Annotated in this window: 24 protein-coding genes; 9 read left to right on the plus strand and 15 right to left on the minus strand. The window is 71.4% G+C overall.

What is annotated here, in order from left to right; all coding sequences use genetic code 11:
• Nucleotides 1-49: 49 nt before the first annotated feature.
• Nucleotides 50-889, minus strand: a complete 840-nt coding sequence (locus ACZ5DC_RS32320; protein ID WP_468658575.1) for a helix-turn-helix domain-containing protein — start codon at nt 887-889, stop codon at nt 50-52.
• A gap of 117 nt (nt 890-1006) precedes the next feature.
• On the opposite strand from ACZ5DC_RS32320, the gene ACZ5DC_RS32325 reads away from it, so the two are divergent.
• A complete protein-coding gene (locus tag ACZ5DC_RS32325) occupies nt 1007-2071 on the plus strand; it encodes an aldo/keto reductase (RefSeq protein ID WP_468658577.1) in 1065 nt (354 codons plus the stop codon).
• Between the two features lie 126 nt (nt 2072-2197).
• On the opposite strand, the gene ACZ5DC_RS32330 is transcribed toward ACZ5DC_RS32325, so the two are convergent.
• Entirely contained in the window at nt 2198-3097 is a 900-nt protein-coding gene (locus ACZ5DC_RS32330; protein WP_468658579.1) for a helix-turn-helix transcriptional regulator, read from the minus strand.
• 117 nt (nt 3098-3214) lie between these two features.
• Between ACZ5DC_RS32330 and ACZ5DC_RS32335 the strand changes: the two genes are divergently transcribed.
• From ACZ5DC_RS32335 to ACZ5DC_RS32350, 4 genes are all read left to right on the plus strand, one after another.
• Entirely contained in the window at nt 3215-3916 is a 702-nt protein-coding gene (locus ACZ5DC_RS32335; RefSeq protein WP_468658581.1) for a DsbA family protein, read from the plus strand.
• Entirely contained in the window at nt 3913-4674 is a 762-nt protein-coding gene (locus tag ACZ5DC_RS32340) for a nuclear transport factor 2 family protein (protein WP_468658583.1), read from the plus strand. Before ACZ5DC_RS32335 ends, ACZ5DC_RS32340 begins: the two co-directional genes overlap by 4 nt.
• An 82-nt stretch (nt 4675-4756) precedes the next feature.
• Entirely contained in the window at nt 4757-5695 is a 939-nt protein-coding gene (locus tag ACZ5DC_RS32345; protein WP_468658585.1) for a protein-ADP-ribose hydrolase, read from the plus strand.
• Nucleotides 5692-6570, plus strand: coding sequence for an SIR2 family NAD-dependent protein deacylase (locus ACZ5DC_RS32350; RefSeq protein WP_468658587.1), 879 nt, complete (start codon nt 5692-5694; stop codon nt 6568-6570). Before ACZ5DC_RS32345 ends, ACZ5DC_RS32350 begins: the two co-directional genes overlap by 4 nt.
• Nucleotides 6571-6654: 84 nt before the next feature.
• Here the strand turns inward: ACZ5DC_RS32350 and ACZ5DC_RS32355 are convergent, their stop codons facing one another.
• The 4 genes from ACZ5DC_RS32355 to ACZ5DC_RS32370 form a co-directional block, all read right to left on the minus strand.
• On the minus strand, nt 6655-7059 hold the full coding sequence (locus ACZ5DC_RS32355) for a nuclear transport factor 2 family protein (protein ID WP_468658589.1): 405 nt from the start codon (nt 7057-7059) through the stop codon (nt 6655-6657).
• A gap of 397 nt (nt 7060-7456) precedes the next feature.
• Nucleotides 7457-8464 (minus strand): ABC transporter permease, encoded by a 1008-nt coding sequence (locus ACZ5DC_RS32360; RefSeq protein ID WP_468658591.1) that lies wholly within the window; start codon nt 8462-8464, stop codon nt 7457-7459.
• Nucleotides 8461-9387, minus strand: coding sequence for an ABC transporter ATP-binding protein (locus tag ACZ5DC_RS32365; RefSeq protein WP_468658594.1), 927 nt, complete (start codon nt 9385-9387; stop codon nt 8461-8463). The genes ACZ5DC_RS32360 and ACZ5DC_RS32365 overlap by 4 nt, the downstream gene beginning before the upstream one ends.
• Before the next feature lie 96 nt (nt 9388-9483).
• Nucleotides 9484-9741 carry a hypothetical protein gene (locus ACZ5DC_RS32370; protein WP_468658596.1) on the minus strand — a complete coding sequence of 86 codons (258 nt, stop codon included), beginning with the start codon at nt 9739-9741 and terminating at the stop codon, nt 9484-9486.
• A 170-nt stretch (nt 9742-9911) separates the two neighbouring features.
• On the opposite strand from ACZ5DC_RS32370, the gene ACZ5DC_RS32375 reads away from it, so the two are divergent.
• Nucleotides 9912-11084: a sensor histidine kinase gene (locus ACZ5DC_RS32375; protein ID WP_468658598.1), complete on the plus strand. Its 1173-nt coding sequence runs from the start codon at nt 9912-9914 to the stop codon at nt 11082-11084.
• 19 nt (nt 11085-11103) lie between these two features.
• Nucleotides 11104-11811 carry a response regulator gene (locus tag ACZ5DC_RS32380; protein ID WP_468658600.1) on the plus strand — a complete coding sequence of 236 codons (708 nt, stop codon included), beginning with the start codon at nt 11104-11106 and terminating at the stop codon, nt 11809-11811.
• Nucleotides 11812-12322: 511 nt separating this feature from the next.
• Here ACZ5DC_RS32380 and ACZ5DC_RS32385 read toward each other — a convergent pair.
• Nucleotides 12323-12631 carry a beta-Ig-H3/fasciclin gene (locus tag ACZ5DC_RS32385; RefSeq protein ID WP_468658602.1) on the minus strand — a complete coding sequence of 103 codons (309 nt, stop codon included), beginning with the start codon at nt 12629-12631 and terminating at the stop codon, nt 12323-12325.
• A 251-nt stretch (nt 12632-12882) separates the two neighbouring features.
• Between ACZ5DC_RS32385 and ACZ5DC_RS32390 the strand changes: the two genes are divergently transcribed.
• On the plus strand, nt 12883-14088 hold the full coding sequence (locus ACZ5DC_RS32390; RefSeq protein WP_468658604.1) for an AfsR/SARP family transcriptional regulator: 1206 nt from the start codon (nt 12883-12885) through the stop codon (nt 14086-14088).
• Between the two features lie 412 nt (nt 14089-14500).
• On the opposite strand, the gene ACZ5DC_RS32395 is transcribed toward ACZ5DC_RS32390, so the two are convergent.
• The 7 genes from ACZ5DC_RS32395 to ACZ5DC_RS32425 form a co-directional block, all read right to left on the minus strand.
• Nucleotides 14501-14671, minus strand: a complete 171-nt coding sequence (locus tag ACZ5DC_RS32395; RefSeq protein WP_037661814.1) for a DUF5670 family protein — start codon at nt 14669-14671, stop codon at nt 14501-14503.
• Nucleotides 14672-15600: 929 nt separating this feature from the next.
• Nucleotides 15601-15759, minus strand: coding sequence for a hypothetical protein (locus ACZ5DC_RS32400; protein WP_468658606.1), 159 nt, complete (start codon nt 15757-15759; stop codon nt 15601-15603).
• A gap of 137 nt (nt 15760-15896) precedes the next feature.
• Nucleotides 15897-16889 (minus strand): phosphatase PAP2 family protein, encoded by a 993-nt coding sequence (locus ACZ5DC_RS32405; RefSeq protein ID WP_468658608.1) that lies wholly within the window; start codon nt 16887-16889, stop codon nt 15897-15899.
• 92 nt (nt 16890-16981) lie between these two features.
• A complete protein-coding gene (locus tag ACZ5DC_RS32410) occupies nt 16982-17938 on the minus strand; it encodes a hypothetical protein (RefSeq protein WP_468658610.1) in 957 nt (318 codons plus the stop codon).
• Nucleotides 17935-18276, minus strand: coding sequence for a PadR family transcriptional regulator (locus tag ACZ5DC_RS32415; RefSeq protein WP_468658612.1), 342 nt, complete (start codon nt 18274-18276; stop codon nt 17935-17937). The genes ACZ5DC_RS32410 and ACZ5DC_RS32415 overlap by 4 nt, the downstream gene beginning before the upstream one ends.
• A 559-nt stretch (nt 18277-18835) precedes the next feature.
• Complete coding sequence (locus ACZ5DC_RS32420) at nt 18836-20110, minus strand: serine hydrolase domain-containing protein (RefSeq protein WP_468658614.1); 1275 nt, start codon at nt 20108-20110, stop codon at nt 18836-18838.
• 410 nt (nt 20111-20520) lie between these two features.
• Complete coding sequence (locus tag ACZ5DC_RS32425) at nt 20521-22269, minus strand: alpha/beta fold hydrolase (protein ID WP_468658616.1); 1749 nt, start codon at nt 22267-22269, stop codon at nt 20521-20523.
• Between the two features lie 647 nt (nt 22270-22916).
• Between ACZ5DC_RS32425 and ACZ5DC_RS32430 the strand changes: the two genes are divergently transcribed.
• Nucleotides 22917-24062 (plus strand): acyl-CoA dehydrogenase family protein, encoded by a 1146-nt coding sequence (locus ACZ5DC_RS32430; RefSeq protein ID WP_468658618.1) that lies wholly within the window; start codon nt 22917-22919, stop codon nt 24060-24062.
• A gap of 329 nt (nt 24063-24391) precedes the next feature.
• Here the strand turns inward: ACZ5DC_RS32430 and ACZ5DC_RS32435 are convergent, their stop codons facing one another.
• Nucleotides 24392-24871, minus strand: a complete 480-nt coding sequence (locus ACZ5DC_RS32435) for a hypothetical protein (RefSeq protein WP_468658620.1) — start codon at nt 24869-24871, stop codon at nt 24392-24394.
• Nucleotides 24872-25023 lie beyond the last annotated feature (152 nt).

The raw sequence follows: 25023 nt of genomic DNA on the forward strand, positions 1-25023 counted from the left end.
CGTGCGCGCCTTCGAGTTCGCTCTACCCCGGGACCAGCGGTGTCCTCCCCTAGGGCTCAGTTACCAGCCGGTCCAGGGACGCGCGGCTCTCCTCGTCCGCGGCCCGGTAGACCAGCAGGCGCAGTTCCGGGTCCTGGAGCGGCAGCAGGACTTCGAAGTCGACGGTGATCGCACCGGCGACCGGATGCCGCAGCGACTTCCGGCCGCGTCCGTTGACGCTGACCTCCCGCTTCGACCACAAGCGGGCGAAGTCCTCGTCCTGCGCGGCGAACTCGGCGATGAGGCCGGACAGTTCCCGGTCCTCCGGGTGCGCGGCCCATGCCGCGCGCAGGTGGGCGATCCCGTCCCGCAGCACCTGCTCCCGGTCGGCGTAGAAGCCGCGCATCGCCGGGTGCAGCAGACACAGCCACATCGCGTTGCGCCGTGACGGCGGCACGGCCTCGAAATCCGGTAGCAGCCGAGCCATTTCGGAATTCCAGGCGAGGATGTCGTAGCGGTGGTCCAGCAGCATGGCCGGCAGCGGCGACAGGTCACCGACCAGGCGGGCCAGCGACGGCGCCGCACCGGCGGCCGGCCCACCGGTGGTGCCGGGGCGGCGGCGTCCGGCCAGGTCGAACAGGTAGTCGCGTTCGCCTGGATCCAGGCACAGGGCACGGGCCAGTGCCGCCAGCACCTCTGCCGAGGGCCGCAGCCCGCGGCCCTGCTCCAGCCGGACCACGTAGTCGGTGCTGACCCCGGCCAGTTCGGCGACCTCCTCTCGGCGCAGCCCCGGCGTCCGCCGGGGCCGCCGGTGCGACGGCAGGCCCAGCCGGTCGGGGTCGAGGCCTTCGCGCCTGCTCCGCAGGAAGCCGGCCAACTCCTGCGCGGTGTCCATGGTTCGGGTCGTCATGACCGGTCCAACCGCCAGGGTGGGAACGGTCTTCCCAGGAAGTGCCGTCCCTTACCCCCGGGCCGCCGCCGCCACAGACTCGGTCCCGGCAACGGACCACGAGCACAGGAGGACCTGATGGCACTGACCCTCGACGCCTACCGGCTGCTGGGCCGCTCGGGACTGCGGGTCTCACCGCTGGCCCTGGGTACGGCGACCTTCGGCACCGAGTGGGGCTGGGGCGCCGAACGGGCCGAGGCCCGCAAGCTGTTCGACCACTACGTCGGGCTCGGCGGCAACCTCCTCGACACCGCCGACACCTACACCGAGGGCAGCTCCGAGCGCCTGCTGGGCGAGTTCGCCCGCGAGGAGCGCGAACGCCTGGTGCTGGCGACCAAGTACTCGACGCTGCGCCGCCCCGGCGACCCCAACTCGGGGGGCGGTCACCGCAAGGCCCTGTTCGGCTCGGTGGAGGGCAGCCTGCGGCGGCTGGCCACCGACTACATCGACCTGCTGTACCTGCACGTCTGGGACTTCCGGACGCCGGTCGAGGAGGTCCTGCGCGGCCTGGACGATCTGGTCCGGCAGGGCAAGGTGCTGTACGTGGCGATCTCCAACACCCCGGCCTGGCAGGTGTCCCGGATGCGGACGATCGCCGACCTACGCGGCTGGTCACCGCTGGTCGCGCTGCAGCTCGAGTACAGCCTGATCGAACGCACCGCGGAGCGCGACCTGATCCCGATGGCCCAGGAGCTGGGCCTGGGCGTGGTCCCGTACTCACCGCTGGGCGGCGGGGTGCTCAGCGGCAAGTACGGCCGGGACGACGTGACCGCGACGGGCGCCGGCACCGGCGACAGCACCCGCAGGGGCCTGAACCTCGCTCTGGGCACGCTCACCGAACGGAACCTGGCCGTGGCCGAGGCCGCCCGGGAGGTCGCCGCCGAGCTGGGCCGCACCCCGGCCCAGGTCGCGCTGGCCTGGACCCTGCAGAAACCGGGCGTGGCGACCACGCTGATCGGGGCCCGCACCCCCGCCCAGCTGGAGGAGAACCTGGGCGCCCTGGAGGTCGAGTTCACGGCCGCCCAGCTGGCCCGCCTGGACGCGGCGAGCGCGATCGAGCTCGGCCAGCCGCACGACCTGCTGGCGAGCGACCACATCCGCCGGGTGACCACGGGCGGCCTGCGGATCGAGACCCGCGGCTGACGGCCCGGCCGTCAGCCGCGGGAGCCGGGGCCTGTTCACCGACCGGGCGAGCGTCCCAGTGCTCACGATCTTGCCGTGCTTCGAAGCGGAACGTGTCGACCTCGACCGTGCAGGCGGCGGAGCCGTTCACCGCGGGGAGTGCCCGCGGACCGTGTCACGGAAGGCGAGGGGACTCTGCCCGGTGCCCCGGTGGAAGAACTTGCTGAAGTGCGTCGCGCTGGGGAAGCCGAGATGGTCGGCGATGCGGGCGGCGCTCTGGTCGCTGTGGGCCAGGAGGCGCTTGGCCTCCAGGATCACGCGGCGGTCGATGAACTCTTTGGCGCCGAGTCCTGCGGCGGCGAGCGTCGCGCGGGAGAGCGTGCGGGGCGAGTAGCCGAGGCTCTGGGCGTAGTCCTCCACGCGGCGCGTGCGGGCGAAGTGCTGTTCGACGGCGTCCCGGAAGCGCAGGTAGGTGGGGTCGGGTTCGGGGGCGGGCGAGCCGGCGGGCGCGGTCAGGTGGGTCAGGCGCAGCACGAGGACGGCCAGCAGGTGGCGCAGGGCTGCGGTGTGGACGTCCAGGGGCAGGTGTCCGAGTGCGTGGAACTCGATGCCGAGGTGCTCGGCGGCGAGGCGCAGGGCCGCGGCGTCGTCGGGCAGGGGGAGGCGCAGGACCGGGGCGTGCGGGTCCTGCGTGCGGGCGGCGTCGGCCGTGGCCGCGTCGAGGAAGTCCGGGCGGAACAGGATCAGGGTTCCCTCGGCGCCGGTGAGGTCGCCCCACTGGTGGACCTGGCCGGGGCGAACCCAGAGCCAGGATCCCGGTTCGAGGGCGTAGCCGGCGAAGTCCACGGTGTGCCACAGGGTGCCGCCGGTGAGCGTGAGCAGGTGGTGGAAGTCCGGCCGCCGCGGTGTCGCGAGTTGGGCCGCGGTGGCCCGGTGGCGCAGAGCAGCCAAGGACAGGACCTCGACCCCCGCGGGCGTTCCGGCGGGCGCGGTGAAGGCGATCTCGGGGATCTCCACCCCGTCATCATGTCGCTTTTTGGCCATCATGTGTCGCCAGCGTATCCGACTGCCGTCGGGTCTGCCTCGTAGCTTGGAGGTATCGCTTCACGCGGTGCCACACCGGGTGTCGGAAAAGCGTAAGGGCTGTAGGAAAGGAGGCATGCGATGGCCACAGCAGAGAGCGTCCGGCTGACGTATGCCTTCGACCCGTACTGCCCCCGGTGCCACGGCTTCGGCCCGGCCCCGCGGTCCTTCGCCCAGGACAACGCCCACCGCATCCGGCTGCACATCCGGTCGGCCGGACCGTACACCGGCGCCCGGGCCCGGCCGGTGTCGGCCTACCCTCGGACGGCCGAAGAGTGCGAGCGGGTCACGCGGCTGACCGGAGGCGGCTTCGGAGCCGGATGCGCGCGGGCGCTGACGGACCGAACGACGGTCGGGGACTCCACCGCAGCGGCCGCCGGCCTGGCGGTGTCGCACAGCCGGGCCGACGAGGTCGGCGTGCCGCACCTGGACGCGGCCGAGGCCGTACAGCAGGCATGGTTCGTCGACGGCCGCAGCCTCGCCGATCCCGCGGTCTACCGCGACATCGCTGACGGTCTGCGCCCGGACGCGTCCTTGGTGACGGCGGCGTACACCTCGCCGGCGCCCTGGGAGCGGGCCCGCGCCGACTTCCGCGCGCTACGTCGCCTGCACGTGACCACCTGCCCCACGCTCCCGCCGCCCACCGCGCACGGCGCAGGCCGGCTGGGCGGTGCGGCGTCGACCGCCGCATCACCGACCGCGGCGCTCAACCAGTGCCTTGCCACAGCGTTTCCCCGACCTCCTTTCACCCCACCCCCCGTTTCCCAGGGAGAATCGTCATGAGCGACACCAAGAACACCGTCCTGGCCGCCGCCGGTGAGCTGTTCGGCAAGAAGGACCCGGCCGCGGTCGACCGCTGGGTCGCTGCCGACTACACGCAGCACAGCGCCCTGGCCGCCGACGGCCCCGAGGCTCTGCGCGCGCTGGTTGCCTCTCTCGGTGACGACTTCCGTTACGAGGGTGCCCGGGTCATCGCCGACGGTGACCTGGTCGCCCTGCACGGCACGTACCACGGGTTCGGCCCCGATCCGCTGGTCGGCTTCGACATCTTCCGCGTCGACGCCGACGGCAAGCTCGCCGAGCACTGGGACGCCCTCACCCCGCTGGTGAAGGACACCGCCTCGGGCCGGTCACAGACCGACGGCCCCACCGAGGTGACCGAGCCCGCCAGGACCGAGGCCAACCGCGCCCTGGTCACCGAGTTCGCGCAGAAGGTCCTGGTCGGCGCCGACTACTCGGTCCTCCCGGACTACATCTCCACGGCGACGTACGACCAGCACAACCCGGAGGCCGCCGACGGCCTGGACGGGTTCGGGGCCGCCGCCGCGCAGTGGGCCGAGCAGGGCAAGAACCTCGTCTACACGAAGGTCCACAAGGTCATCGCCGAGGGCGACTTCGTCCTGACCCAGTCCGAGGGCGAGTTCGGTGTCCCGGTGGCCTACTACGACCTGTTCCGCGTCGCCGACGGAAAGATCGTCGAGCACTGGGACGTCATTTCCCCGATCCCGGCCGAACTTCCGCACACCAACGGCCTGTTCTGACGATTCCCCCCGGCCCGGCGCACCCTCGCCCTCTTCCCGGCCGAGGCCGCGCCTGTTCCTCCCCCACCACCAGGGAATCCCCGTGCCCACTCCCACCCTCCCGCTCGCCGACTACCGCGCTGCCATCGCCCTGGACGATCCGTTCCGGACCGCCACCGGCCCCACCGTGCCCGCGCAGCCTGCCCACCTGGTCCGCGCTGCGCTGTCCTTGCTGAGCGAGGACCCGGCCACGACGACGGCGGCGGGCTCGGGAGCGGGCGACGTGCACCGGCTCGATGACGTGACCGCCCGACGCCTGCTGCGCGCGGTACTCACCGTTCGCCGGCCGGGCCCGCTCCCAGCGGACGTGTCCCAGGTGCTGGACGCCGTCCTGAGCAGTGAGCGCGCGGCCACGATCGTGACGGACCCGGACCGCCTTCCTCGCATCGCCGAGGAGTTCCCCGGCACGACCTACCCGGCCGCGGACCGTACGGTGCTGTGGCAGGGCGACATCACCACCCTCGGCGCGGACGCGATCGTGAACGCCGCCAACAGCGCGATGCTCGGCTGCTTCGTCCCCCAGCACCCGTGCATCGACAACGCCATCCACAGCGCCGCCGGCCCCCGCCTGCGCGACGACTGCCACACGGTCATGACCCGGCAGGGCCACCCGGAACCGACCGGCACCGCGAAGATCACCCGCGGCTACCACCTGCCGGCCCGCTACGTCCTTCACACCGTCGGCCCCATCGTCGACGGCCCCCTGCACACGACGCACGAGCGCCTCCTGGCCGCCTCCTACCGAGCCTGTCTCGACCTCGCTGCCGACGTCGCGGACATCCGCACGGTGGCGTTCTGCTCCATCAGCACCGGCGTCTTCGGCTACCCCAAGCAGCCCGCGGCCCGCATCGCCCTGGACACGGTGGCCGACTGGCTCGACGCCCGCCCCGGACGCCTGGACCGCGTGATCTTCAACGTGTTCGCGTCCGACGACCGCACCGCCTACCTCGACGCCCTGACCGAAGGGTCCACGACCCGATGAACCACCAGCCCCACGCCCTTCACGCCCAGGCCGACACGGTCCGCTCCTGGCTTGCCGAGGCCGACCGCGTGCTGATCACGGCCGGCGCCGGACTCAGCGCCGCGGCGGGCTACGACTACGCCGACGCCGACCGCTTCCGGGAACTCTTCCCCGCCCTGTACCGCCTTGGGCTGCGCTCCCGCTACCTCGTCGGCGTGCCCCTGCCGCCCGCCCTGCTGTGGGGCTACTGGGCCGTCCACATCGGCGACATCCGCTACGGCTCCGCCCCCAACCCGCTCCACCAGCGGCTGCGCACGCTCGTCGGGGACAAGGACCACTGGGTGATGACCTCCAACGTGGACGCCCTCTTCGCCCGCAACGGCTTCGCGGCGGACCGGGTCTTCACCCCCCAGGGCGACTACGGCCGCTACCAGTGCACGACCCCCTGCACCCCCGCCACCTGGGACAGCAAGCCGTTGATCGACCGGCTCCTGTCCGCGTACGACCCGGACACCGGCGTCGTCACCGATCCCGACGCCCTGCCGACCTGCCCGAACTGCGGCGGCGAGGTCGAGATCAACGTCCGCGTCGGCCCCGAGTTCATCGACGCCCCCTACCTCCCCGCGGCCCGGCGCCTGCGGGACTGGCTGAACGAGACCCCCGCCGACACCCGACTGCTGATCCTGGAGTTCGGCGCCGGTTTCAACACCCCCGGCGTCATCCGCCACCCCGGCGAACATCTCACCCGCCGCTTCCCCCAGGCCCGCCTCGTCCGCGTCAACCCCATCCACCCCGAGACCCCCGCCGACCTGGCCGGACGAGCCCTGTCCGTCCCTGCCGGCGCCGACCACCTGCTCGACGCGCTCGACGCGCCCCACCCCGCGGTGACCCCGTGAACGATCCGGAGAGGAACAAGACCACGGCCAGGCCGGGTCCCGCCGGTCGACCCGCCCCCCGGCTGACCCGGGCGAGGCCGAGGATCAGGCTCCGGCGATGGTCCGGCCCGGCATCGGCTCCGCGAGCGCGGCCCGCCAGGCCGGCGCGCCGAAGGGGTCGGCGAAGTACTGCGTCTCGTGCACCACGTGCTGGTCGGCGAATTCCATGATGCTCACCGAGTACGAAGGCACACCGTCGTAGGTGATGACGCATTCGCTCACCCATAGATGCGCATGACCGGTGATCCGCTGGACGGTGAAGTGTCGGTCGGCCGGGTGCCCGCCGCGTTGAGCCGAGATCGCCGCTCGGCCCCGGAAACGCTCACCTGACTGCGGGTAGTCCAGGATCGCGTCCGTGGCGTAGAGGGCGTGCTCGGCTTCGGTGTTCCCGCGTTCCGAGGCCCGCCAATGCTCCTCGATCGCGGCCCTGGTCCGGGAGTCAGCATCCATGGCACCGCCCTTCCGTAGCAGTGACAGCCTAGGCACTCCGGGCCACAGCCGGCCCGGGGCCAGGCGGACCTGGGCTGTCAGGTCCTCCCTTTGGCCGGACCGGAGGGCGGCAGCCGTCCACCCTGGCAACGGCGTCGAGTGACCGCCCGCCCGGCTCACCCCGTCTTCGATCCATTCTGTTGGGAGTTCTCCGGGTACGACGTGCCGACTTCGACCACATGGTGCGGCTCGGCCGGGTCCGCTCACCACAGTCGATCGAGGTCCGCTTCGGCACCAGCCGGGCCGGGGCCGGCGCTCTCCGCTGGCATCGCTGCGCCCGGCACCCCCGCGCCAGTACAGCGCGGCCGGTAACTTGCGCACGGGTGCCGGGGGATGCCCCGGTGGCCGGGACGGGCGGTCAGGCGGAGTGCCGGCGCATCCGCCACATCGACAGGGCGACGAGCGCGGCACCGAGCGCCAGGCACACACCCGTCGCCGACCACTGCAATGCCCACAAGTGGGAAGCGGGATGGTATTCGGCCCAGTGGCCGGTGATGCCGTGCGTCTTCAGACACGCGCGGTAGTCGGTCTGGGCGTAGCAGTCCACGACGTCGGACACCCGCCGGCCGTCCTTCGACAGCGGCCCGTCCGCCAGCAGCCACGCGGAGTCCGGGGCGGGCGGCTCGACGGTGTGCTGTGCGTTCACCGCGCGTATCGGCCACAGGTGCGGGCGAGCCCACTCGATCAGCGCGAAGAGCGCTGCTCCCGCCACGAGCGTGGCTCCCATGGCAGCGACGGTACGGCGCAGGAACAGGCCGAGGGTGGCGCCCAGCAGGTAGAAAAGAGCGCTGAGGCCGACGACGACGGGTCCGATCCCGTAGAACGGGTACCACATGGACCACGGGAAGACGGGCCCCATGGTCTTGGCGATCGGGTGCCACCACCAGGTCATGGCAGCGCCGGTCACCCCGCTGACGATCACGGTCATGACGAGCGGCACACCCGACTTCGCGGCGAACCAGCGCAGCCGGGTAACGGACTGGGTGGCCACCGTGCGGTAGGTGCCGGACTCCAGTTCCTGGGCGAGCTGCGGGCCGCCCAGGAACACGCCGATCAGGAAGGGCAGCAGCAGGACGGCTTGCAGGGCCCGCCGCAGCGGGTACTGGTACTCCTTGCCGAAGCTGAGCAGGTCCCGTGTGCACTGCGTGGAATCAACCGTGCCGCCGCGGCAGGCGTCGAGGTGCTGGGCGGCGATCGCCGCGGTGGCGTGCTGGTGCTGGACCGCGGCGTAGACGGTGACGGCCGCGGCGGCTGCCAGTCCGATCAGGAACGCGGCGCGGTTCTGCCGCCAGATCAGCCAGGTCAGTCCGCGCAGGCGCAGACCGCGCCGGACACGCGTACGGGCCGTGTAGGTCGCGGTGCTCACACCGGCACCTCGCTTTCCGTGGAGACCCGCGCACTCGGGGTGATCAGCGGCGCCGTGTCCGGCGCGCCGAGATAGCCGAGGACCAGTTCCTCGAGGGTGGGCGTGCGGTGGGTCCCGTCGGGCGGTGGTGCGTCGTCGGTCCGGACCAGCGTCGCGCGCTCCGCGCCCTGGCCGGTGGTCGCGATCACGTCGTGCTCGTCCGCGTCCGCGGCTGCGGCGGTGAGCTGCCGGTGCCGGTCCAGGAGGAGGTCCACCTCGCCGGCCAGCCGGACCCGGCCGTTGTTGACGAGGACGAGGTAGTCGCAGGCGTTGCTCAGCTCGGACACCAGGTGCGAGGACATGACCACCGTGGAGCCGTTGCGGCGGGCCTCGGCCCGCAGGATGTCGGTCATCTGGTGGCGCACCAGGGGGTCGAGGTCGGCCATCGGCTCGTCCAGCAGCATCAGCCGGGGGCGTTTGCCGAGGGCGAGGGCGAAGGCGACGCGGGTCGACTGACCGCCGGAGAGCGTGCCGACCCGTGCGTCCATCGGGATGCCGCCGGCCTCGACGACCGACTCGGCGGTCTCCTGGTGCCAGCCGGGGTTCAGCTCCTGGCCCATCCGCAGGATCTCGCGCACCCGGAACCGCGGGTACAGGGCCTTGCGCTGGCTGAGGAAGGCGGTGCCGTGGCGCGCCTCGGGGCTGCCGGGGCGGTGCCCGGCGAGCCGGATCGTGCCGGTCGTCGGTTCGACAAGGCCGGCGGCGAGCGACAGCAGCGTCGTCTTGCCGGCGCCGTTGGGCCCGACGAGCGCGCACACGCGGCCGGCGGGCAGTCGGAAGGAGCTGTCGCGCAGCGCCCAGCCGCGGCGGTAGCGCTTGCCCAGGCCGACGGTCTCGATCGCTGGGGGGTGAGGGACCTGGCGGTCCGTGGCGGAGTCTGTCATGGGGTGATGGCCTGTGTGGTCTTCCTGGGTGAGGTCGGCAGAGCGGGGACGCGCCCCGAGCACGCCAGACGGCGCGATCGGGGCGGGTCAGTCCCCTTACGAGTCCGAGTGGGTGTCAGTGGTCCTGGAGCGGCGCAGCGCGAGGCACAGCACCGCCGTGCCGGCGGCGGCGACCAGCAGGTGCGACAGGCCCGGAACGGGCACCGCGAGGGCCCACGTCTGCAGATGGGCGAGGAAGCGCCCGGCCAGCGGTACGGCACCCAGCAGCAGGATGACCGCACCGAGAACGCCGGCGACGAGTCGTGCGGGCTGCCGGACCGGAAGGACGGCGCCCTTTTCGAGGATTCGGTTCATGGCGCCGACGCTATGGGCGAGGCGGGCACGCCGGCTTCGGCGGAAAGTCTGCGATCGGCGGGTGACCAAAGTAGCGGTGGGGACATCCGCCCATACCTAGGTAGCGACCTCGGGCGACGAGGCCCGCGGGGTTGGCGCTCCCGAGCGCGGGCGCCGTATGTTGCGGAGGTGTGAGCCAGAGAGAATCCGGAGAGGGCCGGCACGCCGCCGTACGTGACCTCGCGGTCGTGGCGGCGGCCGGGGCGCTGACGGTCAGCACCGTCGCCGCCGGCAACAGAGGCCTGGAGTTGTACCCGCAGTTGTCCACGGGTGTGACGGTCCTGCCCTTCTGGACGGTCATGGCCCAGCCCCTCGTCCCCCTGGCGGCGTGCCTGTTGCTGTGGTGGCGGCGTTCCCGGCCTGTGACCGTCTCCCTGACCCTGCTGGTGGTCTGCACCGTCGCGCCGGTCGTTCCGTCCCTGGTGATCGCCCTGTTCACCATGGCGGCCCGCTGCCCGATCGGCACGACCCGCAGGGTGACGGCCGTGGCGCTGCTCCCGGTCGTGGTCTACCTCGCGACGCGCTGGAACGGCGCGACCGCGCAGGTGGCCTCGGCGCTGACCGGGGCGCTGCTCGTGGTCGGCGCGGTGGGCTGGGGCCTGTTCGTACGGGGCCTGCGGGAGCGCGCGGAACGCGCGGAGAACGAGGCCGCTCTGCGCGCGGAGCAGGCACGCCACCGGGAACGCGAGGCCATCGCCCGCGAGATGCACGACGTGCTCGCTCACCGTCTGTCACTGCTGAGCGTCCACGCGGGCGCCCTGGAGTTCCACCCGCACGCACCGGCCGAACAGGTGCAGCAGGCGGCCGCGGTGATCCGGGACAACGCCGGGCGGGCCCTGGAGGACCTGCAGCACGTCCTCGGCGTCCTGCGCTCCCCCTTCGATCCGGCCGCCGCCCGCGCCGAACCGCCTCAGCCCACGCTGAGGGACCTGCCCCGGCTGGTCGACGAGAACCGGGCGGCGGGGGTGCGCGTCGAGGTCGAGCGGGATCTCGCCGACGAGGACGCGCTGAGCGACTTCACCAGCCGCACCGTCTACCGCATCGCCCAGGAGGCGCTCACCAACGCCCGTAAACACGCCCCAGGCGAGCCCGTCCGTCTCCGCCTGACCGGCACGCCGGACGACGGACTCACCCTCGAAGTCACCAACGGCCTGCCCGCCGCCGCGCCCGCCGCACCGGTGCCCGGTGCGCGTCAGGGGCTGATCGGCATGTCCGAACGCGCCGTCCTCGCCGGGGGCGACTTCACCCACGACCGGACGGACGGCCGGTACCGGGTACGGGCCTGGCTGCCGTGGGCGGCGTGAGCCCCGTACCGTGTGCGTCATGATCCGCGTACTGCTGGCCGACGACGACCCCCTGGTCCGCGCAGGGCTGCGCATGATGCTGGGAGCCGCCGAGGACATCGCGGTCGTCGGTGAGGCGTCCGACGGCACCGAGCTGCCGGACCTGGTCGGCCTCCACCACCCGGACCTCGTCCTGATGGACATCCGCATGCCGATGATGGACGGCCTGGAGGCGACCCGTGTGCTGCGCGCCCGTGCGGAGCCGCCCGAGATCATCATGCTGACCACGTTCGCCTCGGACGGATACGTGCTGCGCGCCCTCCAGGCGGGGGCAAGCGGTTTCCTGCTGAAGCACACCCTGCCGCAGGACCTCGTCACCGCGCTGCGCCGGGCCGCGGCCGGTGAGCCGGTGTTCTCCCCGAGCGCGCTGCGTCAGCTCCTCGACACCGTGGCCGACCCGCCCGCCGCCGACGGCGCCGCTCACCGCCCGCCCCCCGCCGCGCAGGCGGCGCCCGTTCCCGGCGGTGCCGGCACCGGGGACGCGCGGGCCCTGCTCGAACGGCTCGGGGCCCGCGAACGCGAGGTCGCGCTCGCCGTCGCCGAGGGGAAGACCAACGCGCAGATCGCCGCGGAGCTCTACCTGAGCATCCCGACGGTCAAGGCCCACGTCTCGCATGTGCTGACCAAGCTCGACCTGAACAATCGTGTCCAGATCGCCCTGCTCGTCTACCGGGCCGGACTGATCTGACCCGGCCCGGCACCGGACGCTCAGAGCACCGGCCACGCGGCGTCCACCTCGACGTGCGTGGCGAGGTGGACATCGTCGACCGGTGTCTGCCTGGCCTCCTCGCCGAACGCGCCTTGAAGGACGGGGCCGTTCGTTCGGAGGCCGTCTGCGTGAGCCAGGCCGGCGTGCTCCCGACCCTCCCTGGGTCCCGACAGGCCGAGCCGGGATCGCGGCTCAGACGGTGGCCAGTTGAGCAGGCGAGAGACCCGGCCGCCTGTCACGCGGGTACCAGTCAGCGAAGTCCTCGTCATGCCACAGCCCGTCCAGTCGGTCTCTCACCCACATCGCCGTCGTGCCGCCCGGGTTGCTCGCCCGCGCGATCCGCGCAGTCAGAGACGGCACCTGCTCACCGGAACGTGTACGGAGGGACAACGGGCACCTCGACAACTGCGTCGTTCATCGGAACTATGCGGACATGCCCGTTGACCATGCTGCCGCACCGCGAGACTTCACGATCCCGACACAGTCCAGCTCAGCAGACAGCCGTCCTGTCGTACAGGCCGAGGATTCCCTCGTAGTAGTAGGACTGATGCGCCCCCGGGCCCAAGGTGTAGCACGGGCTGTCGGGGGCGTAACTGACGATCACCTGCACACGCATGGTCTTGCCGCAGTTGTTCGTAAGGCCGACCAGGAAACCATCCTGAGTGCCTGACACGAAGCGCGCGATGCACGCGGGGGCGGTTCCGCCGGCGGCATAGGCGGCGGGGGACGAGGCGACGAACACCCCACTGATGACCGCTGTCGCAGCCGCCGCAGCGGCCAGGTTCCTGCGTAGACGCATGGCTGTTTCCCTTTCTCTCGGTGAACGGCACTTGTTGCTTTCCGTGCGAAGCCGGCGAGCCCATCGCCGGCCCACGCTCAGCCCCCGGCGTTCACCCAACAGCCGACCGGGCTCGGCCCGTTGCGGAGCTGTTGGGATTCGTGCGGGTGTTGCGTCTTCACCGTGACAGGGCGGTCTTCGGGAAACCTTCGGGAAGTCTGGAATCGGGCTGTACCCCACGGTCGGCGGCGGGTAATCAGAGTGACGTAACCATGACGAAGGTGGGTGTGGCGGTTCGGTTCGGGGTCCTGGGCGCCATCGCGGTGTGGGCGGATGGGGTGCCCGTGGATGTGGGTCATGCGCGGCAGCGGTGGGTTTTGGGGGCGTTACTCGCCGACGCCGACGGTGCGGTACCGGCAGATGTCCTGGCGGATCGGGTGTGGGGCGCGGATGCACCGGATCGTGGCCGGCAAGCTCTGTACGGGTATGTGTCCCGGCTGCGGCAGGTGCTGTCCGGAGTCGAGGCGGACATCGTGCGGGACCAGGGTGGCTACCGGCTGACGGTGTCGGCCGGATCGGTGGATGTCCATCGGTTCCGCGGCCTGGCCGACCAGGCGCGCGCGATGTCCGACCCGGAGAGAGCGGCCTCTGTGTGGGAGGAGGCGCTGGGACTGTGGCGTGGGTCGGCGTATACCGGGGTGGACACCCCGTGGTTCGACGCGCTGGCCCAGCGCGGATGGCCGTACCGCCCGGTGGCCTGGCATCCGGCGGAGAGCGACGCCGCGGTGACGCGGGCGCTTGCCCACGGCGATGACATACCACTCCACCGTAGGTTCGGTTATGGCATCACCACCCTACGTACATCGAAGCCGGCCGACCCCAACGCGGTCTACACCGCGTCTTTGTCCCGCCGGCGTCAGGAGCGCTACTCGGAGGCTCTCTTCGGTACTCCGGCGCACCGTCTCGACGCCCGCTTGTCCACCGGGGAGGTCACCTTCGTCTACACCGACGGCTGCACAGCCCTGGCGGACAAGCGGCTTTTTGGCGACCTCAGGAAGTGGCTGGTCGCCGACACGATCGTGTTGAATCTGCCTGCAGAGGTTGACAATCGTGTGCGAGCAGCGCGCGAACTCGCAGCCACCGAGAAGCCCTGGCGCGACTGCATGGCCTCGCACGGACTTCGCTTCAAGTCCCCCGATGACGCGAGAAACCGGATCGCTCGCGCGGCGAGCGGACTGCAGACGATGTCCCGCACCGACGTCGAGCGGCTGCGACATCGGGAGATCTCCCAATCGATCATCGACGCCGCATGCGATCGCACGGTGGGGCGTTCCCGCGTGGCACGATCACTCATCGGCAGAGAAGTGCGCCGCGTCGTAACCGACCGGGCTCCCGAGATCAGCGCCTATCGAACCTTGGTACGCAAGGCGCTGACCGCCACTCCCGGGCCGGGAAAGGGGACCCCGAGCACCGGGTGAGGACCGGCGACCCTGACCGCCCGTGTTCGCCGCCCGCCGACTGTTCGTCCCTTGGATGCTGTGCCCGTCGACCACCGGTCCGGACACCGTGCGCGATTGGCTGATGTGGGCGCCGGTCGGGGATGGAGCGCGTGTTGTCTGTCGACATGGTCACCGGGGCCGAACTCCGTGGCCCGGCCGAACCATAGGCAAGCCCGATACGCACCGGCCCCGCAGACAGGAGGAGCAGGGTTCCACTGCTGAGTCCGCGGGGCCGGTGCATGACTCACGTACCCTGCGGCGCGTCCGATAAGCCCGATCCCTCCCAACGGTCGCAAGGAAGCTTCTCTTCCATGCCAGTGGGCCCGGCCGTATCGGCCGGGCCCACTCATTGCTCGTGCGCGGCGCGCTCCTCGCGCCGGGCGTCTTTCGTCTACCAGCGGTACCAGCGGCCCTTGCGGCCGCCACTGTCCGCGGAGCGGACGACGAAGCCGAGCAGCCACACGATGAGCACGATCACCGCGATCCACCACAGTGCCTTCAGGGCGAAGCCCGCGCCGAAGAGGATCAGAGCCAGCAGAAGAACGAGAAGCAGGGGAACCATCGTTATCAACCTCCTGGCCACCGGATGCCCTTACTTCAACCCCGCAAGCACACAAATTAAGAGTTACTTCCGAGGAATAAGGGGCATACGCGCCGCACGCCGTGGACGGTTCCCCCTTTCTCACACCTCACGCACCCCTGCTGTGGCCATGCACTTACCGGGACGTTACGGGGGTCGTGCGCACAGCCAGACCGGCGACCGTGGGAACGCAACCGCACGACCGCCATCGGATAGGCCGAGCGCAGGCCGAACAGCGCGCCACCACCCGACGAGGAGCTGAACAGACGGACCAGCTCACCCCGAGGCGGGGATGCTGTGGGAGCGCGCCGGGACGCCCGCCCGCACCCACGTCGTCAAGGCCACCCGGCACACCGCCATGCGCCACGACCTCACCCTGTCGCTGCGCGCCTCGGAGACCCGGCGGCCGATCACCGGCCTCTCCCCCGAGATCGTCGGAGCCGCATTCGGTGTGCCCGCGGCGACGTCACCCTCGCGGACGCCGCCGTCCAGCCCGGCCGCCAGGGCGGACCCGGCTGGACGGAAGCCCTCATCACCCCGAGGCCAACGCCCGGCGCCGCACCCAGCCGATCGGCCAGGAGCGCTGGATCGACCGCGGTCGCCGGCCCCAGGGGCGGCGCCCCCGGCTCCGAGCTGGTCCACAGACTCGCTGCGACGCACGGGGGTGACTTTCTACCGGGCGAGGACGGCCGATTCCACCGAGACGCCGCGCATCGACCTGGCCGAGGTCTGCCGCGCGCTCAACCTGCCGAGGATGACGCGTGCGTGTTCGTCCGCGTCCTGGTCATCCGGCGTCAGTCACGCGAGCGCGGACTGAGCCCCGGCGGGCACGGCCCGGTCGCGATGCTGCGCTGCAAGGTGGCCGCTTACGGGCCCGACCTGCCGTGCATCCATCCGACCCGGGCCTGGCTCTACAGCGTGGAACCGGTGCCGCCGAACGGATCGACAACGTCCGCGACCGGCTCCGCGACCCGGCCGCCGCCCGCGACATCCTCGACCTCGACGGCCTCGACCCCCGCGTCCAGGACGTCGTCCTCAACACCCCCGGCGCCCGGGAGCTGCTCGCCCATCCCGCTGACCACGCGACCCTGCCCGCCGGCCCCGCCACATCGCCATCGGCTGTGCGGGAGGCCGGCATCGAGGTGTTGACCGGACTATGGGAGGTCACGTCGGGCGGGAGCGCATCCCCGCCAGGCGTCGACGGCTTCTACGACTGGGCGGTGACGTCGGACAGCCGCTTTGCCAGGATGCGCCGGTTCCCGCCCGGACCCGGCCGGGTGGCCAGCCCGGTGCGGGGCGTGTGCGGCGTGCGGCGTGCGGGCCGCCCGGCTGCGGCGTACCAGACCAGGGCCGCACATATGAAGCCCGTCGCCGCGGAGACCAGCGACCTGGTGAGGGTGTCGTTCCGTGCGCCGGAAACGAGGGCGATGGCCAGTGCCAGCGTCAGGGTGATGACGGGCAGCGCTCGGGGGCTCCGCGTGGCGCCCGGTGCGGCGGCTGGCGGCAGTAGCCAGGTTGCGAGGCCGTGACAGGCACAGGCCAAGAGCGTGGCCCCCAGCACTTCGCTGGGCCGGTGGCCGCCGTTGGTCGCGCTGTAGGCGGCGATGCAGGCGAGCCACAGCACACCGGCCGTGGCGACGTAGGGGCGGATGCGGGGGGAGACCACGAGGACGGCGGCGAGGGTCAGCGCGGCGGGGATGGCCGTGTGCCCGCTGGGGAACCCCTGATCAAGGAGACTCTCGGGTGCGCCCACCAGGTCGGGGCGGGGCAGGGTCGATTTGAGCACCTCCTTGCCTCCGGTCGTGAGAATGACGATCCCGAGCGCCGCCCACCCTGGCCGCCAGCACCGCCGCACCAGGGTGAGGACCGCGATGACGGCCAGGCCCACCATCAGGGTGGGCTTGGCACTCAACTCCAGCGGCGGCAGGGGCGTCGAGCCGTAGGCCGCTCCTGACAGGGGGTAGAGCCATGCTGCTTCGCCACCCTGTGTACCGAGACCGAACAGGGCGTTCTCAGCTCGTTGCCCCCACGGGGTGCAGATCGCGAGCAGGTAGACCGTCAAGAACCCCAGGGTGTAGAGCAGAGCCGGCATCCACGGCCGTGTCGTACGCGACGGGCCGGGGGCGTCGGTGGCCTCGGGGGCCTGCCTTGAGGCCCCCGGACGGTGCGCGGGCGGGGACGGAGAATCGTGCTGAGTCATCGCTCTGTTTCTTCCGTTGGGGGGTTCGGTCACGCACGTCTTGCGGTACGACGTGGGCCGCCGGGCCCGGCCGGCCCACCGGGGGCCCGCTCCTATTCGGCGAGTGCCTGCCCCTGCCGGCGCTGGGCGGCGATCGCCAGGGCGGGGAGAGGTGCGATCAGCAGGATGAGGACGACCAGGTCCGGAAAGGACTGCATGAACGCGTCCGGCTGGGCGACGATCGCCTGCGTGCGGACGATCGCGACCGCCGCGACGGGAATCAGCCACCGGCGGTCGCCGGTGGCGGCCGTCGCCGCCCACGCGCCGAGCAGCGCGGCGGCCTCGAGGACGAACAGACCGCGCTGAAAAGTGGGACTGACGGAGATGATGTGCAGGCCCCCGGCCACGAACATGGCGAGCACGACGGGGGCCAGCCAGCCGTACGAGCGGCGTCGCAGACGGCTGGGTCGGCAGAGCGCCAGCACGGCGCACGCGGCGCACAGTGTCCCCGAGAGCGCCAGGTCACGGGCCGTTATCGGGGCGCCCAACCCGTAGTAGCTCAAGCCTGCCTTGCCCTCGTCGCCGAAGAGGGTGCGGCCGTGGGTCGTGGCGCCGGCCCAGATCATGGCTGCCGCGGCCGGCAGCGCGATCCACGCCCTGCCGCGCAGCAGAGCGATCAGGCAGCCCAGCGGGAGCAGCCCGTAGGGCAGCAGCCGTATCCGCGTGGGACCTCCGGCCCACGGGTACCAGCCGGAGAAGTGGAAGGCGATGGCGTGCTGTCCGGGGTCGATGTGCAGTGCCCAGTGCCACACATCCTGCAAGTAGGGAACCAGCGCCAGCGCGGCGAGGGCCAGTGCGGCCAGATGGATGCCGTCCAGCCACCACGGCCGGGCCGTGTCGTCCACGACGGCACGGGCGCGGGCCTGCACCCCGGCGCGCACCAAGGCGGCAACTTCCCGCGGCGGGGGCCAGGAGCGGCCGGGATACGCCTCGGCCAGGCAGGCCAGCACCTCCTTGCCCTGCCGGGAACGGTAGGGCTCGGGATAGGCCGCAAGCAGCAGACGGTTCATGCCGGGGCCGCCCCGGTGTTCCGTGAGCGTCCGATGACGACGGCCGCCGCCTGCTGCATCCTGAGCGCCTCCCGGCCGAGTGCCTCGGTGCCGTCCTCGGTGAGCCGGTAGTAGCGCCGCGCTCGCCCGTCCACGATCTCCTCGTCGCCGGCGGCCACCAGCCCGGCCCGCTCCATCCGCTCCAGCGCGCCGTAGAGCGTGCCGACAGCGATCCGGAGCCGTCCGTCGGTGGCCTGCTCGGCGGCCTTGATGATGCCGTAACCGTGCAACGGACCATCCATGAGCGCGGCAAGGATGAAGTACTGCGGTTCCGTCAAGGGCGGGTTCCGTCTGGTCATGCATCAAGCATATATCGAGCTACGAAATATATCTGCCAGTCTCTTGAGTGATCACCGGCATCACCTCCAGGTCCGCGGTGAGCGTCACCCTCTCCCGGCCGGCGCGCGCGACGGCGGTCTCCTCGATGCCCCCGCGCGGCGATGGCGGATGCTCACCGCGACCTGGTGCGGGACTCCGTTCGACCGGACCAGCCGGGCGAAGCCGGCGAGGCAGCGTTCGATGAGGCCCGACCCGAGCAGTCGCTTCCCGAGTGCCTCCGGGAAGCGCAGATCGCCGCCTGTGGCCGTCTGCCAGGCCCATCGATGATTCGGCTCGGAGGGTCTTGATCCGGTTACGTGCCGACGGTCTTACCGAACTCCTGGCCCGCGAAGTGCGGGACCGCGGCCGCGAGGTCGTAGTCGAGCGTCTGTACGTCCATCTTCCGCGTGTCCTCAAGACGCTCGTCGGATCGAGCGTCGCGCCTCCATGATCACCGAACCACCGCCTGCCCCCTCTGCCGACCAGGGCCGTGTTCGGTCGATCCTGTCGGACCAGCGCGTCAGCCGTGAGGTGTGACGCTCACGGGGCGAAGGCGGAGGACAGGATCCGGGTGACCAGGGCGAGGTCGTTGCCGCCACCGGTGGTCGGGTTGAAGGAGTACACCAGGCGGCGGCGCAGGTCGCGGGTGGTGAACATGCCGTTGGTGTAGCCGAAGGTGGTGCCGGTCTTCCCCCACACGGTCACCCCGTTGGGCAGGGCCACGCGCATCAGGCCGGCAGCGTAGTAGGCGTGGCCCTGTCCCGGGTCGTGGGCGGTGCCGCCGAGGTAGGGGACGTCGGGGACGTCGAACAATTCCGCTTGCTCGGCCGGGGGCAGCAGTTGTCCCCGGAAGAGTGCGGTCAGGAAACGGTCGAGGTCAGCGGCGGTGGAGATCATGCCGCCGGCGCCGGGATTCTGTTCGGTGATGTCGACCAGCTGCGGTCCGCCGTCCGGTCGAGGTACGGCGATGTAGCCGTGGGAGTGGGGGCCGGGGATCGTGGTGTCGGTCTGTGGAGCGGTGGTGTCGCGCAGGTGCAGCGGTCGCAGGATCCGGGTGGTGATCTCCTGCTGGTAGGTGTGTCCGGTGAGGTGCTGGACGAGCATGGCGGCGACGTAGTAGCCGGTGGCTCCGTAGACCTGCATGCGACCGGGCTCGGTGAAGGGGCGCTCGTGCCGGACGGCCTTGGCGACGAGTTCGGCGAGCGGGTGGTCGTCGAAGCGGTGCGCGACGATACCGTCCGGGGTGGTGGGCAGGTCGTCCTGGGTCAGTTCGGGCAGGCCGCTGGTGAAGTTGAGCAGGGTGCGGACGGGGATCGGCGGGTAGCTGTCGGGCAGGACGTCCGGCAGGTAGTGCTGGACGGGCTGGTCGAGGTCGACGCGGTGCTCGGCGGCCAGTTGCAGCATCACGGTGGCGATGAAGGTCTTGGTGACGCTGCCGAGACGGAACCGGCCGTCGACCGGCACCGGCGCACCGGTCGTGATGTCGGCGGTGCCGTACGTCCCGGTCCAGTGGCCGTCCGGCCCGCTCACTCGTGCCAGCACGCCCGTGACGCGGTCGGGCGCGCTCGACAGGGCCTGCTGCAACGCCTGCGGATCCAGCTTCGGCAACCGGTCGCTGGTGGTGTTGCGGGTGGTGTTGCCGGTGCAGTCGGCCGCGGCGGCAGGCCGCGCGGCGGGCGCCGCGACCGCCGGGACGGCCGTGCCCAGCGCCACCGCGCCGAGGACCGTGCAGGCGAGCGCTGCCATCGGCACCCGCCTGCGTCGGCTCGCTGTCGTCGTGGTCCCGGCCTGGGAGGAAGGAGGCTTGAAAGTCATGTCCACGACCGTTCCGCACAGTCGCGGTGCGACGAATCAGGGATCGCCCCCGATAGCACCCTGATCGATCCCTGATGCCGGCTTCCACGACGCCCGGCGACGCCCGGAGTTCTCTCCTGTCCTCATCGGCGTGGCGGATGCTCCGTTGCTGGAGATCCTCCCCGGGTTGGAGCGGTCGCTGGACCTGTCCGACGAGGGCCCGGTCATGTGCAGCTGGCGACTGTCAACAACGCTCGTGATCAATACACCTAGCGCGCACGCGGTGTTCGCCAGGGCCTCGGCCTTCTCGGCCAGGTCCGGCGCGGCGGTCGTGGGCAACTCCGTGATCTGCAAGTGCTGCCGGTGTGGCGGCGAGCGCGGCGGGCGCGGAGGGCGCACGTGAGGGCGGCCGGGAAACTCCCGTCCAGCACCTACTGCCCCGGGACTCCGGGGCAGGAACCGTTGGTGACGCGGCCGGTGCTGAAGAACTCGACCGCTTTACCGCCGCACGAGATCTGGTTCAGCGAGCCGTGTACGCCGTCCTCGACGGTGAGCAGAGCACCGCCGATGCGTCGCTGCATCCCCTGTGCCCAGCGGTGAGGAGTGACGGTCTCATAGTGGTGCCCGACCAGTTGCAGCGCGCTGGCGCCCCGCTTCAGGTGCCATGGCTGGGCGGCCAGTGGCCAGCCTGCGCACCAGTGCTCGTAGCCGGCCATCCAGCTGAACAGGGGTGAGGACTCGCGGTTTCGCTGCTCCTGCTGCCACATGGTCCGCTCGTCGGGGTCCGGCCCCTGGTCGTTGCACAGCACGGAGATCTGCATCAGCAACCCGCTGGTGGGGGAATCGTGCAGGCCGGCGCTGTTCCTGACGCCTTGTGCGTCGCCTTCTTCACCCGACAGCGGTGGGGTTCCACCGTCCCGCAGTGCCGCGATGCTCGCCGCCATGGCCGGCCAGCGTCCGCGCTGGTAGGTCATGATCGTCCGCAGCCGTCCGCCGCCGTATGCCACGGTGCGGCCATCGGGCAGGTGGACGGTTGGCGGGTGCTCGTCCAGGTGCCGCGCCAGCTTCACCACGTTGTCCGTCACGGCTTTCGGGGTCGTGCCCACGTGGAACCGGCTGTCTCGCGCAGCGATCCATCTCGCGAAGCGCGAGAAGTTGGCCTCAGCGGCAAGGACGGGGCCGCCGTTCATGGCCTTCATGCTGAAGACGGGGGGCATGACGGAGTCCAGCAGCACGCGGTCGACGTGGCCGTCGTAGCGGCTGCGGTAGACCGCACCGAGGGCGGTGCCCCACGAGATGCCGTAGAAGCTGATCTTCTTCTCGCCGAGGGCTGTCCGGATACGGTCGAGATCCATGGCCACCACGTTGGTCGACAGGCCGGTGATGAACGCGGGGTCGTACCCGACGCATCGCGCGTTGTATCTGGCGGTCTTCTGATAGCCCTGGCGGAACTGTTCCGCGGGAGTCGCCTTCGGGTCGGGGTCCGGACCGTCCTGCGCACTCGGGTCGCACACCTTGCCTTCGCTGAACCCGACTCCGCGCGGATCGAACCCGATGAGGTCGTGGTCGACGCCGATTCCGGCAACGGAGGTCTTGCCCAGGATCGCCGGCATGTCCAGTCCGGGGTTTCCCGGTCCGCCGGGATTGATCACGAGGACTCCACGCCGCTTCTTCGGGGAGGCGGCCTTGATCCGGCTGATCATGAGGTGGATCTTCCGGCCCTGGGGGTGGGCGTAGTCCAGCGGGACCGTGACGGTGGCGCACTCGGTACGTCCGTCGTCGGGGTCCCATTCGTGGATGAGGGTGCGGCATGGTTTCCAGGACAGCGATGAGTGTTCCGTGGAGGCAGCGGCTGCCGCCGCGTGATGCGGGCCTGCCGCCGCGGCGGGCGCGCCGGACGCGACGGACAGGGCTGAGGTGAGTGCCAGCAGCGTGCGGGTCAGCTTCCCGGTGATGATCATGGCGATGAAGGTGCTGTCCTTTCGTCTTGTCGCTTGCGCCTGGGGAGAAAGGGCGTTCGCTTCGTTCGGTTCGCCCGCTCCGCTCCCGTGACCGAAGCCTGCGGAAGGATGCGGAAGGGGCGCGGCGGGTGCGTTGCGCAGCGGGTGGGTCGTCGGCCTGCGGTGAGCGCGGAGGCGGGGTTGCCCTGGCCGGTCCTCGGGCCGGCCAGGGCCGGGCATGCCCCCATGATCTCGGCGGACGCCGCCCGGTTGATCAGCCGAAAGGACGGATCAGCGGGGGTCCGGTCAGTCGATCGGTTGAGACCGGGCCGCCGACGAGCAAGCGCCGTCTGCGCCTTCGCGGTCCCGGCGACGGCCGGTGATGTCGCGACGCGAGTCGTCCCGCCGAGTGCGGCGCCGTTCGCCTCTGCGCGCCCGCCGGCGAAGGCACCGCTGCGGCGGATCGGCTGTGTGGTACTGGTGCTGCCGAGGGCGAGACCGGGCAGCTGTTCAGTGGCTGTGCGGCATACCTGAGTGGAAGTGAGCCGGCATCGCGGACCGGGAGCGAACCATCCGGGGCCCGCGGACCGTACACCTCACGTGGGGATTGGCAGCACAGCCATCCGCGCCAGTTCGCCTCGGGCGACAGGTAGTCGAACTGTGCAGGCTCACCGATCCGAGCGCGCGGACGAGCCCCTGCGGTGGGCCGAGGCGCCGGACCCGGGCCGGGTGCGTGTTTCAAGCTGCTGATCGGTGGCGAGGAACACCTGGCCCTTCGTGACGCAGAACGCAGGCCGCCGCCACCAGGGACGTCGGCAGATCCCGGATATGTTTCCCGAAGACGTGACACCTGCTTACAAGACACCTGCCTACATTGGAGCTTGACGATGCATCAGTTGCTTGACTCCGCCGTACGGCGCTGCGCGGACCTCGCCGGCTCCCTCGCTCCCACCACCGAGCAACACCGGTCGCTCCCGGAGGAACTCGTCGCCGCGCTGGTCGACAGCGGGCTGATGCGGGCCGGGGTGCCGGCGTCCCTCGGCGGCCCCGAACTGCCGCCGGACCAGGTACTCGGAGCCGTGGAGACGATCGCCCGGGCCGACGCCTCGGCGGGGTGGTGCACCGCCATCTCGGCCACCACCAGCCTGCTCAGCGCCTACCTGCCCGCCGACGGCGCCGCCGAGGTCTTCGGCGACCCACGCTCGGTGGCCGCGGGCGTGTGGGCACCCACCGCGACGGCACACCCGGTGGACGGCGGTGTACGGGTCTCCGGTCGCTGGGCCTTTTGCAGCGGAGTGTCCCACGCCGACTGGCTGATGGCCGGCTGTGTCCTCGCCGACCCGGACGCACCGGACGGATCGGCCGCCGTCCTGCGCGTGGTGGCCATGCCCACCCAGGAACTGAAGATCCTGGACACCTGGCGCACCAGCGGCCTGCGTGGCACCGGCAGTCACGACGTCGTGGCCACCGACGTGTTCGTACCCGGCCACCGCATGGGCTCGGTGATCGACGGGCCGCCCGCCGACGCCGCCGCGCTCCACCGCTTTCCCCTCTTCGGCTTCTTCGCCCTGTCGGTCGCCGCGGCCGCGCTCGGCAACGCCCGGGGAGCCATCGACGACCTCGTGGCCCTGGCCGCCGTCCGCCGTCCGTCCGGCTCGCGCAAGACGCTCGCCGAACGGGGTTCCGCACAGACCGCGGTGGCCAAGGCCGAGGCCGCGCTGCGGGCCGCCCGCCTGCTGTACTTCCAGTCGGTGGCCGAGGCATGGGAAGCGGCCCAGCGACCCGAGCCGGTCTCCACCGACCTGCGGGTGGCCCTGCGGCTCGCCGCCAGCCACGCGGCCGGCACCGCCGCAGAGGTGACGGCGGCGATGTACGGCCTCGGCGGCGGCGCGGCGATCTACGAGGACTCGCCGCTGCAGCGCAGGTTCCGCGACGCCCACACCGTGACCGCCCACATCCAGGTGAACGCCGACACCTTCGAGACCACGGGCCGCCACCTGTTGGGCCTGCCCATCAGCACCGACCGGCTGTGATCACCAGGCCGTACGCGGAGGAGCCCGCCCCCACAGCCGGCCGGTGGAAGGTTCCCGGTCCGACTCGACCGCCGTTGCCTCTACGGTCATGCCCGAGGAACCTTACCGAGTCTCACGCAGGTTCTGCCGGGGCCGGCGCCCGGCGGACCGGCACGCCGAGGTACGTCAAGCGCGCTGACCAGACGGTGACAGCGCACACCACCCGGCGGGGGCATCCCCTCCGCTGCCGCATGCTTCGGAGCAGACGGCCCTCCGGGTCTGGCCGAGGTCGACGGGCGGCGGCCTTTTCCGGACTGAAGAGGCCGTTGCCGATTACGGCTGAACCGTCTTCATTCGTGGTCGCGCAGGAAGGCAGGGATCTCGTCGCGGGTCGGGTAGTTCGGCAGGGGTGCCGGCTTGTCCTGAAGGAACGCGGTGATGACGGCGACGGCTCGGTTGTCGTTGTCGTCGAGGCCGTTCCACATGTGGTGTCCGACGTCGGCGAGGCAACGTCGATCGCCTTGTCCATCTGGGCCACCCTGCACGGCCTGGTGACTCTCGAACTGGCCGGGGCTCTCGACGCCGCCACGGCCGAGGTCGCATTCCGATCGGCGATTCACGCCACGTTGCGCGGGTGGGCGACCCCGGCGGTGTTCCTCGGCCTTCGCCAGGCCGAACTCGCTCACTGAGAGGATCAGGGCCGGTTGTCCGCGTCCTCCCGGCCCCTGCCGGGGTGAGGGTGCATGGTCGGTGAAGACCGGCATGCCAAGGTCGACCAGCTGCGGCCGGCCATCGGTGGGAGATCGCTTGAGGCTGTTGAGCCTGGCCATCGCAGCGTCGAAGCCGACCTGGAGTCCATCGACCTCGCCGAGCCTGCCGTTGGCGCGGGTCTCGGTGACGCCCTCGCGGAGGTTCTGGATGCCCGGTGTGGCGGTGGCTACTCGGGATGTAGGTGTTGGGACATGGTTGCGGCGGCGATTGC

Source organism: Streptomyces sp. NPDC031445, assembly GCF_055581365.1.

What these genes read in the sequence shown, in the direction of transcription:
- ACZ5DC_RS32320 (WP_468658575.1), bottom strand. Translation starts at nt 889, where the DNA reads ATGACGACCCGAACCATGGACACCGCGCAGGAGTTGGCCGGCTTCCTG.
- ACZ5DC_RS32325 (WP_468658577.1), top strand. Translation starts at nt 1,007, where the DNA reads ATGGCACTGACCCTCGACGCCTACCGGCTGCTGGGCCGCTCGGGACTG.
- ACZ5DC_RS32330 (WP_468658579.1), bottom strand. Translation starts at nt 3,097, where the DNA reads ATGATGGCCAAAAAGCGACATGATGACGGGGTGGAGATCCCCGAGATC.
- ACZ5DC_RS32335 (WP_468658581.1), top strand. Translation starts at nt 3,215, where the DNA reads ATGGCCACAGCAGAGAGCGTCCGGCTGACGTATGCCTTCGACCCGTAC.
- ACZ5DC_RS32340 (WP_468658583.1), top strand. Translation starts at nt 3,913, where the DNA reads ATGAGCGACACCAAGAACACCGTCCTGGCCGCCGCCGGTGAGCTGTTC.
- ACZ5DC_RS32350 (WP_468658587.1), top strand. Translation starts at nt 5,692, where the DNA reads ATGAACCACCAGCCCCACGCCCTTCACGCCCAGGCCGACACGGTCCGC.
- ACZ5DC_RS32355 (WP_468658589.1), bottom strand. Translation starts at nt 7,059, where the DNA reads ATGGATGCTGACTCCCGGACCAGGGCCGCGATCGAGGAGCATTGGCGG.
- ACZ5DC_RS32365 (WP_468658594.1), bottom strand. Translation starts at nt 9,387, where the DNA reads ATGACAGACTCCGCCACGGACCGCCAGGTCCCTCACCCCCCAGCGATC.
- ACZ5DC_RS32370 (WP_468658596.1), bottom strand. Translation starts at nt 9,741, where the DNA reads ATGAACCGAATCCTCGAAAAGGGCGCCGTCCTTCCGGTCCGGCAGCCC.
- ACZ5DC_RS32380 (WP_468658600.1), top strand. Translation starts at nt 11,104, where the DNA reads ATGATCCGCGTACTGCTGGCCGACGACGACCCCCTGGTCCGCGCAGGG.
- ACZ5DC_RS32385 (WP_468658602.1), bottom strand. Translation starts at nt 12,631, where the DNA reads ATGCGTCTACGCAGGAACCTGGCCGCTGCGGCGGCTGCGACAGCGGTC.
- ACZ5DC_RS32390 (WP_468658604.1), top strand. Translation starts at nt 12,883, where the DNA reads ATGACGAAGGTGGGTGTGGCGGTTCGGTTCGGGGTCCTGGGCGCCATC.
- ACZ5DC_RS32395 (WP_037661814.1), bottom strand. Translation starts at nt 14,671, where the DNA reads ATGGTTCCCCTGCTTCTCGTTCTTCTGCTGGCTCTGATCCTCTTCGGC.
- ACZ5DC_RS32400 (WP_468658606.1), bottom strand. Translation starts at nt 15,759, where the DNA reads ATGGGCGAGCAGCTCCCGGGCGCCGGGGGTGTTGAGGACGACGTCCTG.
- ACZ5DC_RS32405 (WP_468658608.1), bottom strand. Translation starts at nt 16,889, where the DNA reads ATGACTCAGCACGATTCTCCGTCCCCGCCCGCGCACCGTCCGGGGGCC.
- ACZ5DC_RS32410 (WP_468658610.1), bottom strand. Translation starts at nt 17,938, where the DNA reads ATGAACCGTCTGCTGCTTGCGGCCTATCCCGAGCCCTACCGTTCCCGG.
- ACZ5DC_RS32415 (WP_468658612.1), bottom strand. Translation starts at nt 18,276, where the DNA reads ATGACCAGACGGAACCCGCCCTTGACGGAACCGCAGTACTTCATCCTT.
- ACZ5DC_RS32420 (WP_468658614.1), bottom strand. Translation starts at nt 20,110, where the DNA reads ATGACTTTCAAGCCTCCTTCCTCCCAGGCCGGGACCACGACGACAGCG.
- ACZ5DC_RS32425 (WP_468658616.1), bottom strand. Translation starts at nt 22,269, where the DNA reads ATGCCCGGCCCTGGCCGGCCCGAGGACCGGCCAGGGCAACCCCGCCTC.
- ACZ5DC_RS32430 (WP_468658618.1), top strand. Translation starts at nt 22,917, where the DNA reads ATGCATCAGTTGCTTGACTCCGCCGTACGGCGCTGCGCGGACCTCGCC.
- ACZ5DC_RS32435 (WP_468658620.1), bottom strand. Translation starts at nt 24,871, where the DNA reads ATGGCCAGGCTCAACAGCCTCAAGCGATCTCCCACCGATGGCCGGCCG.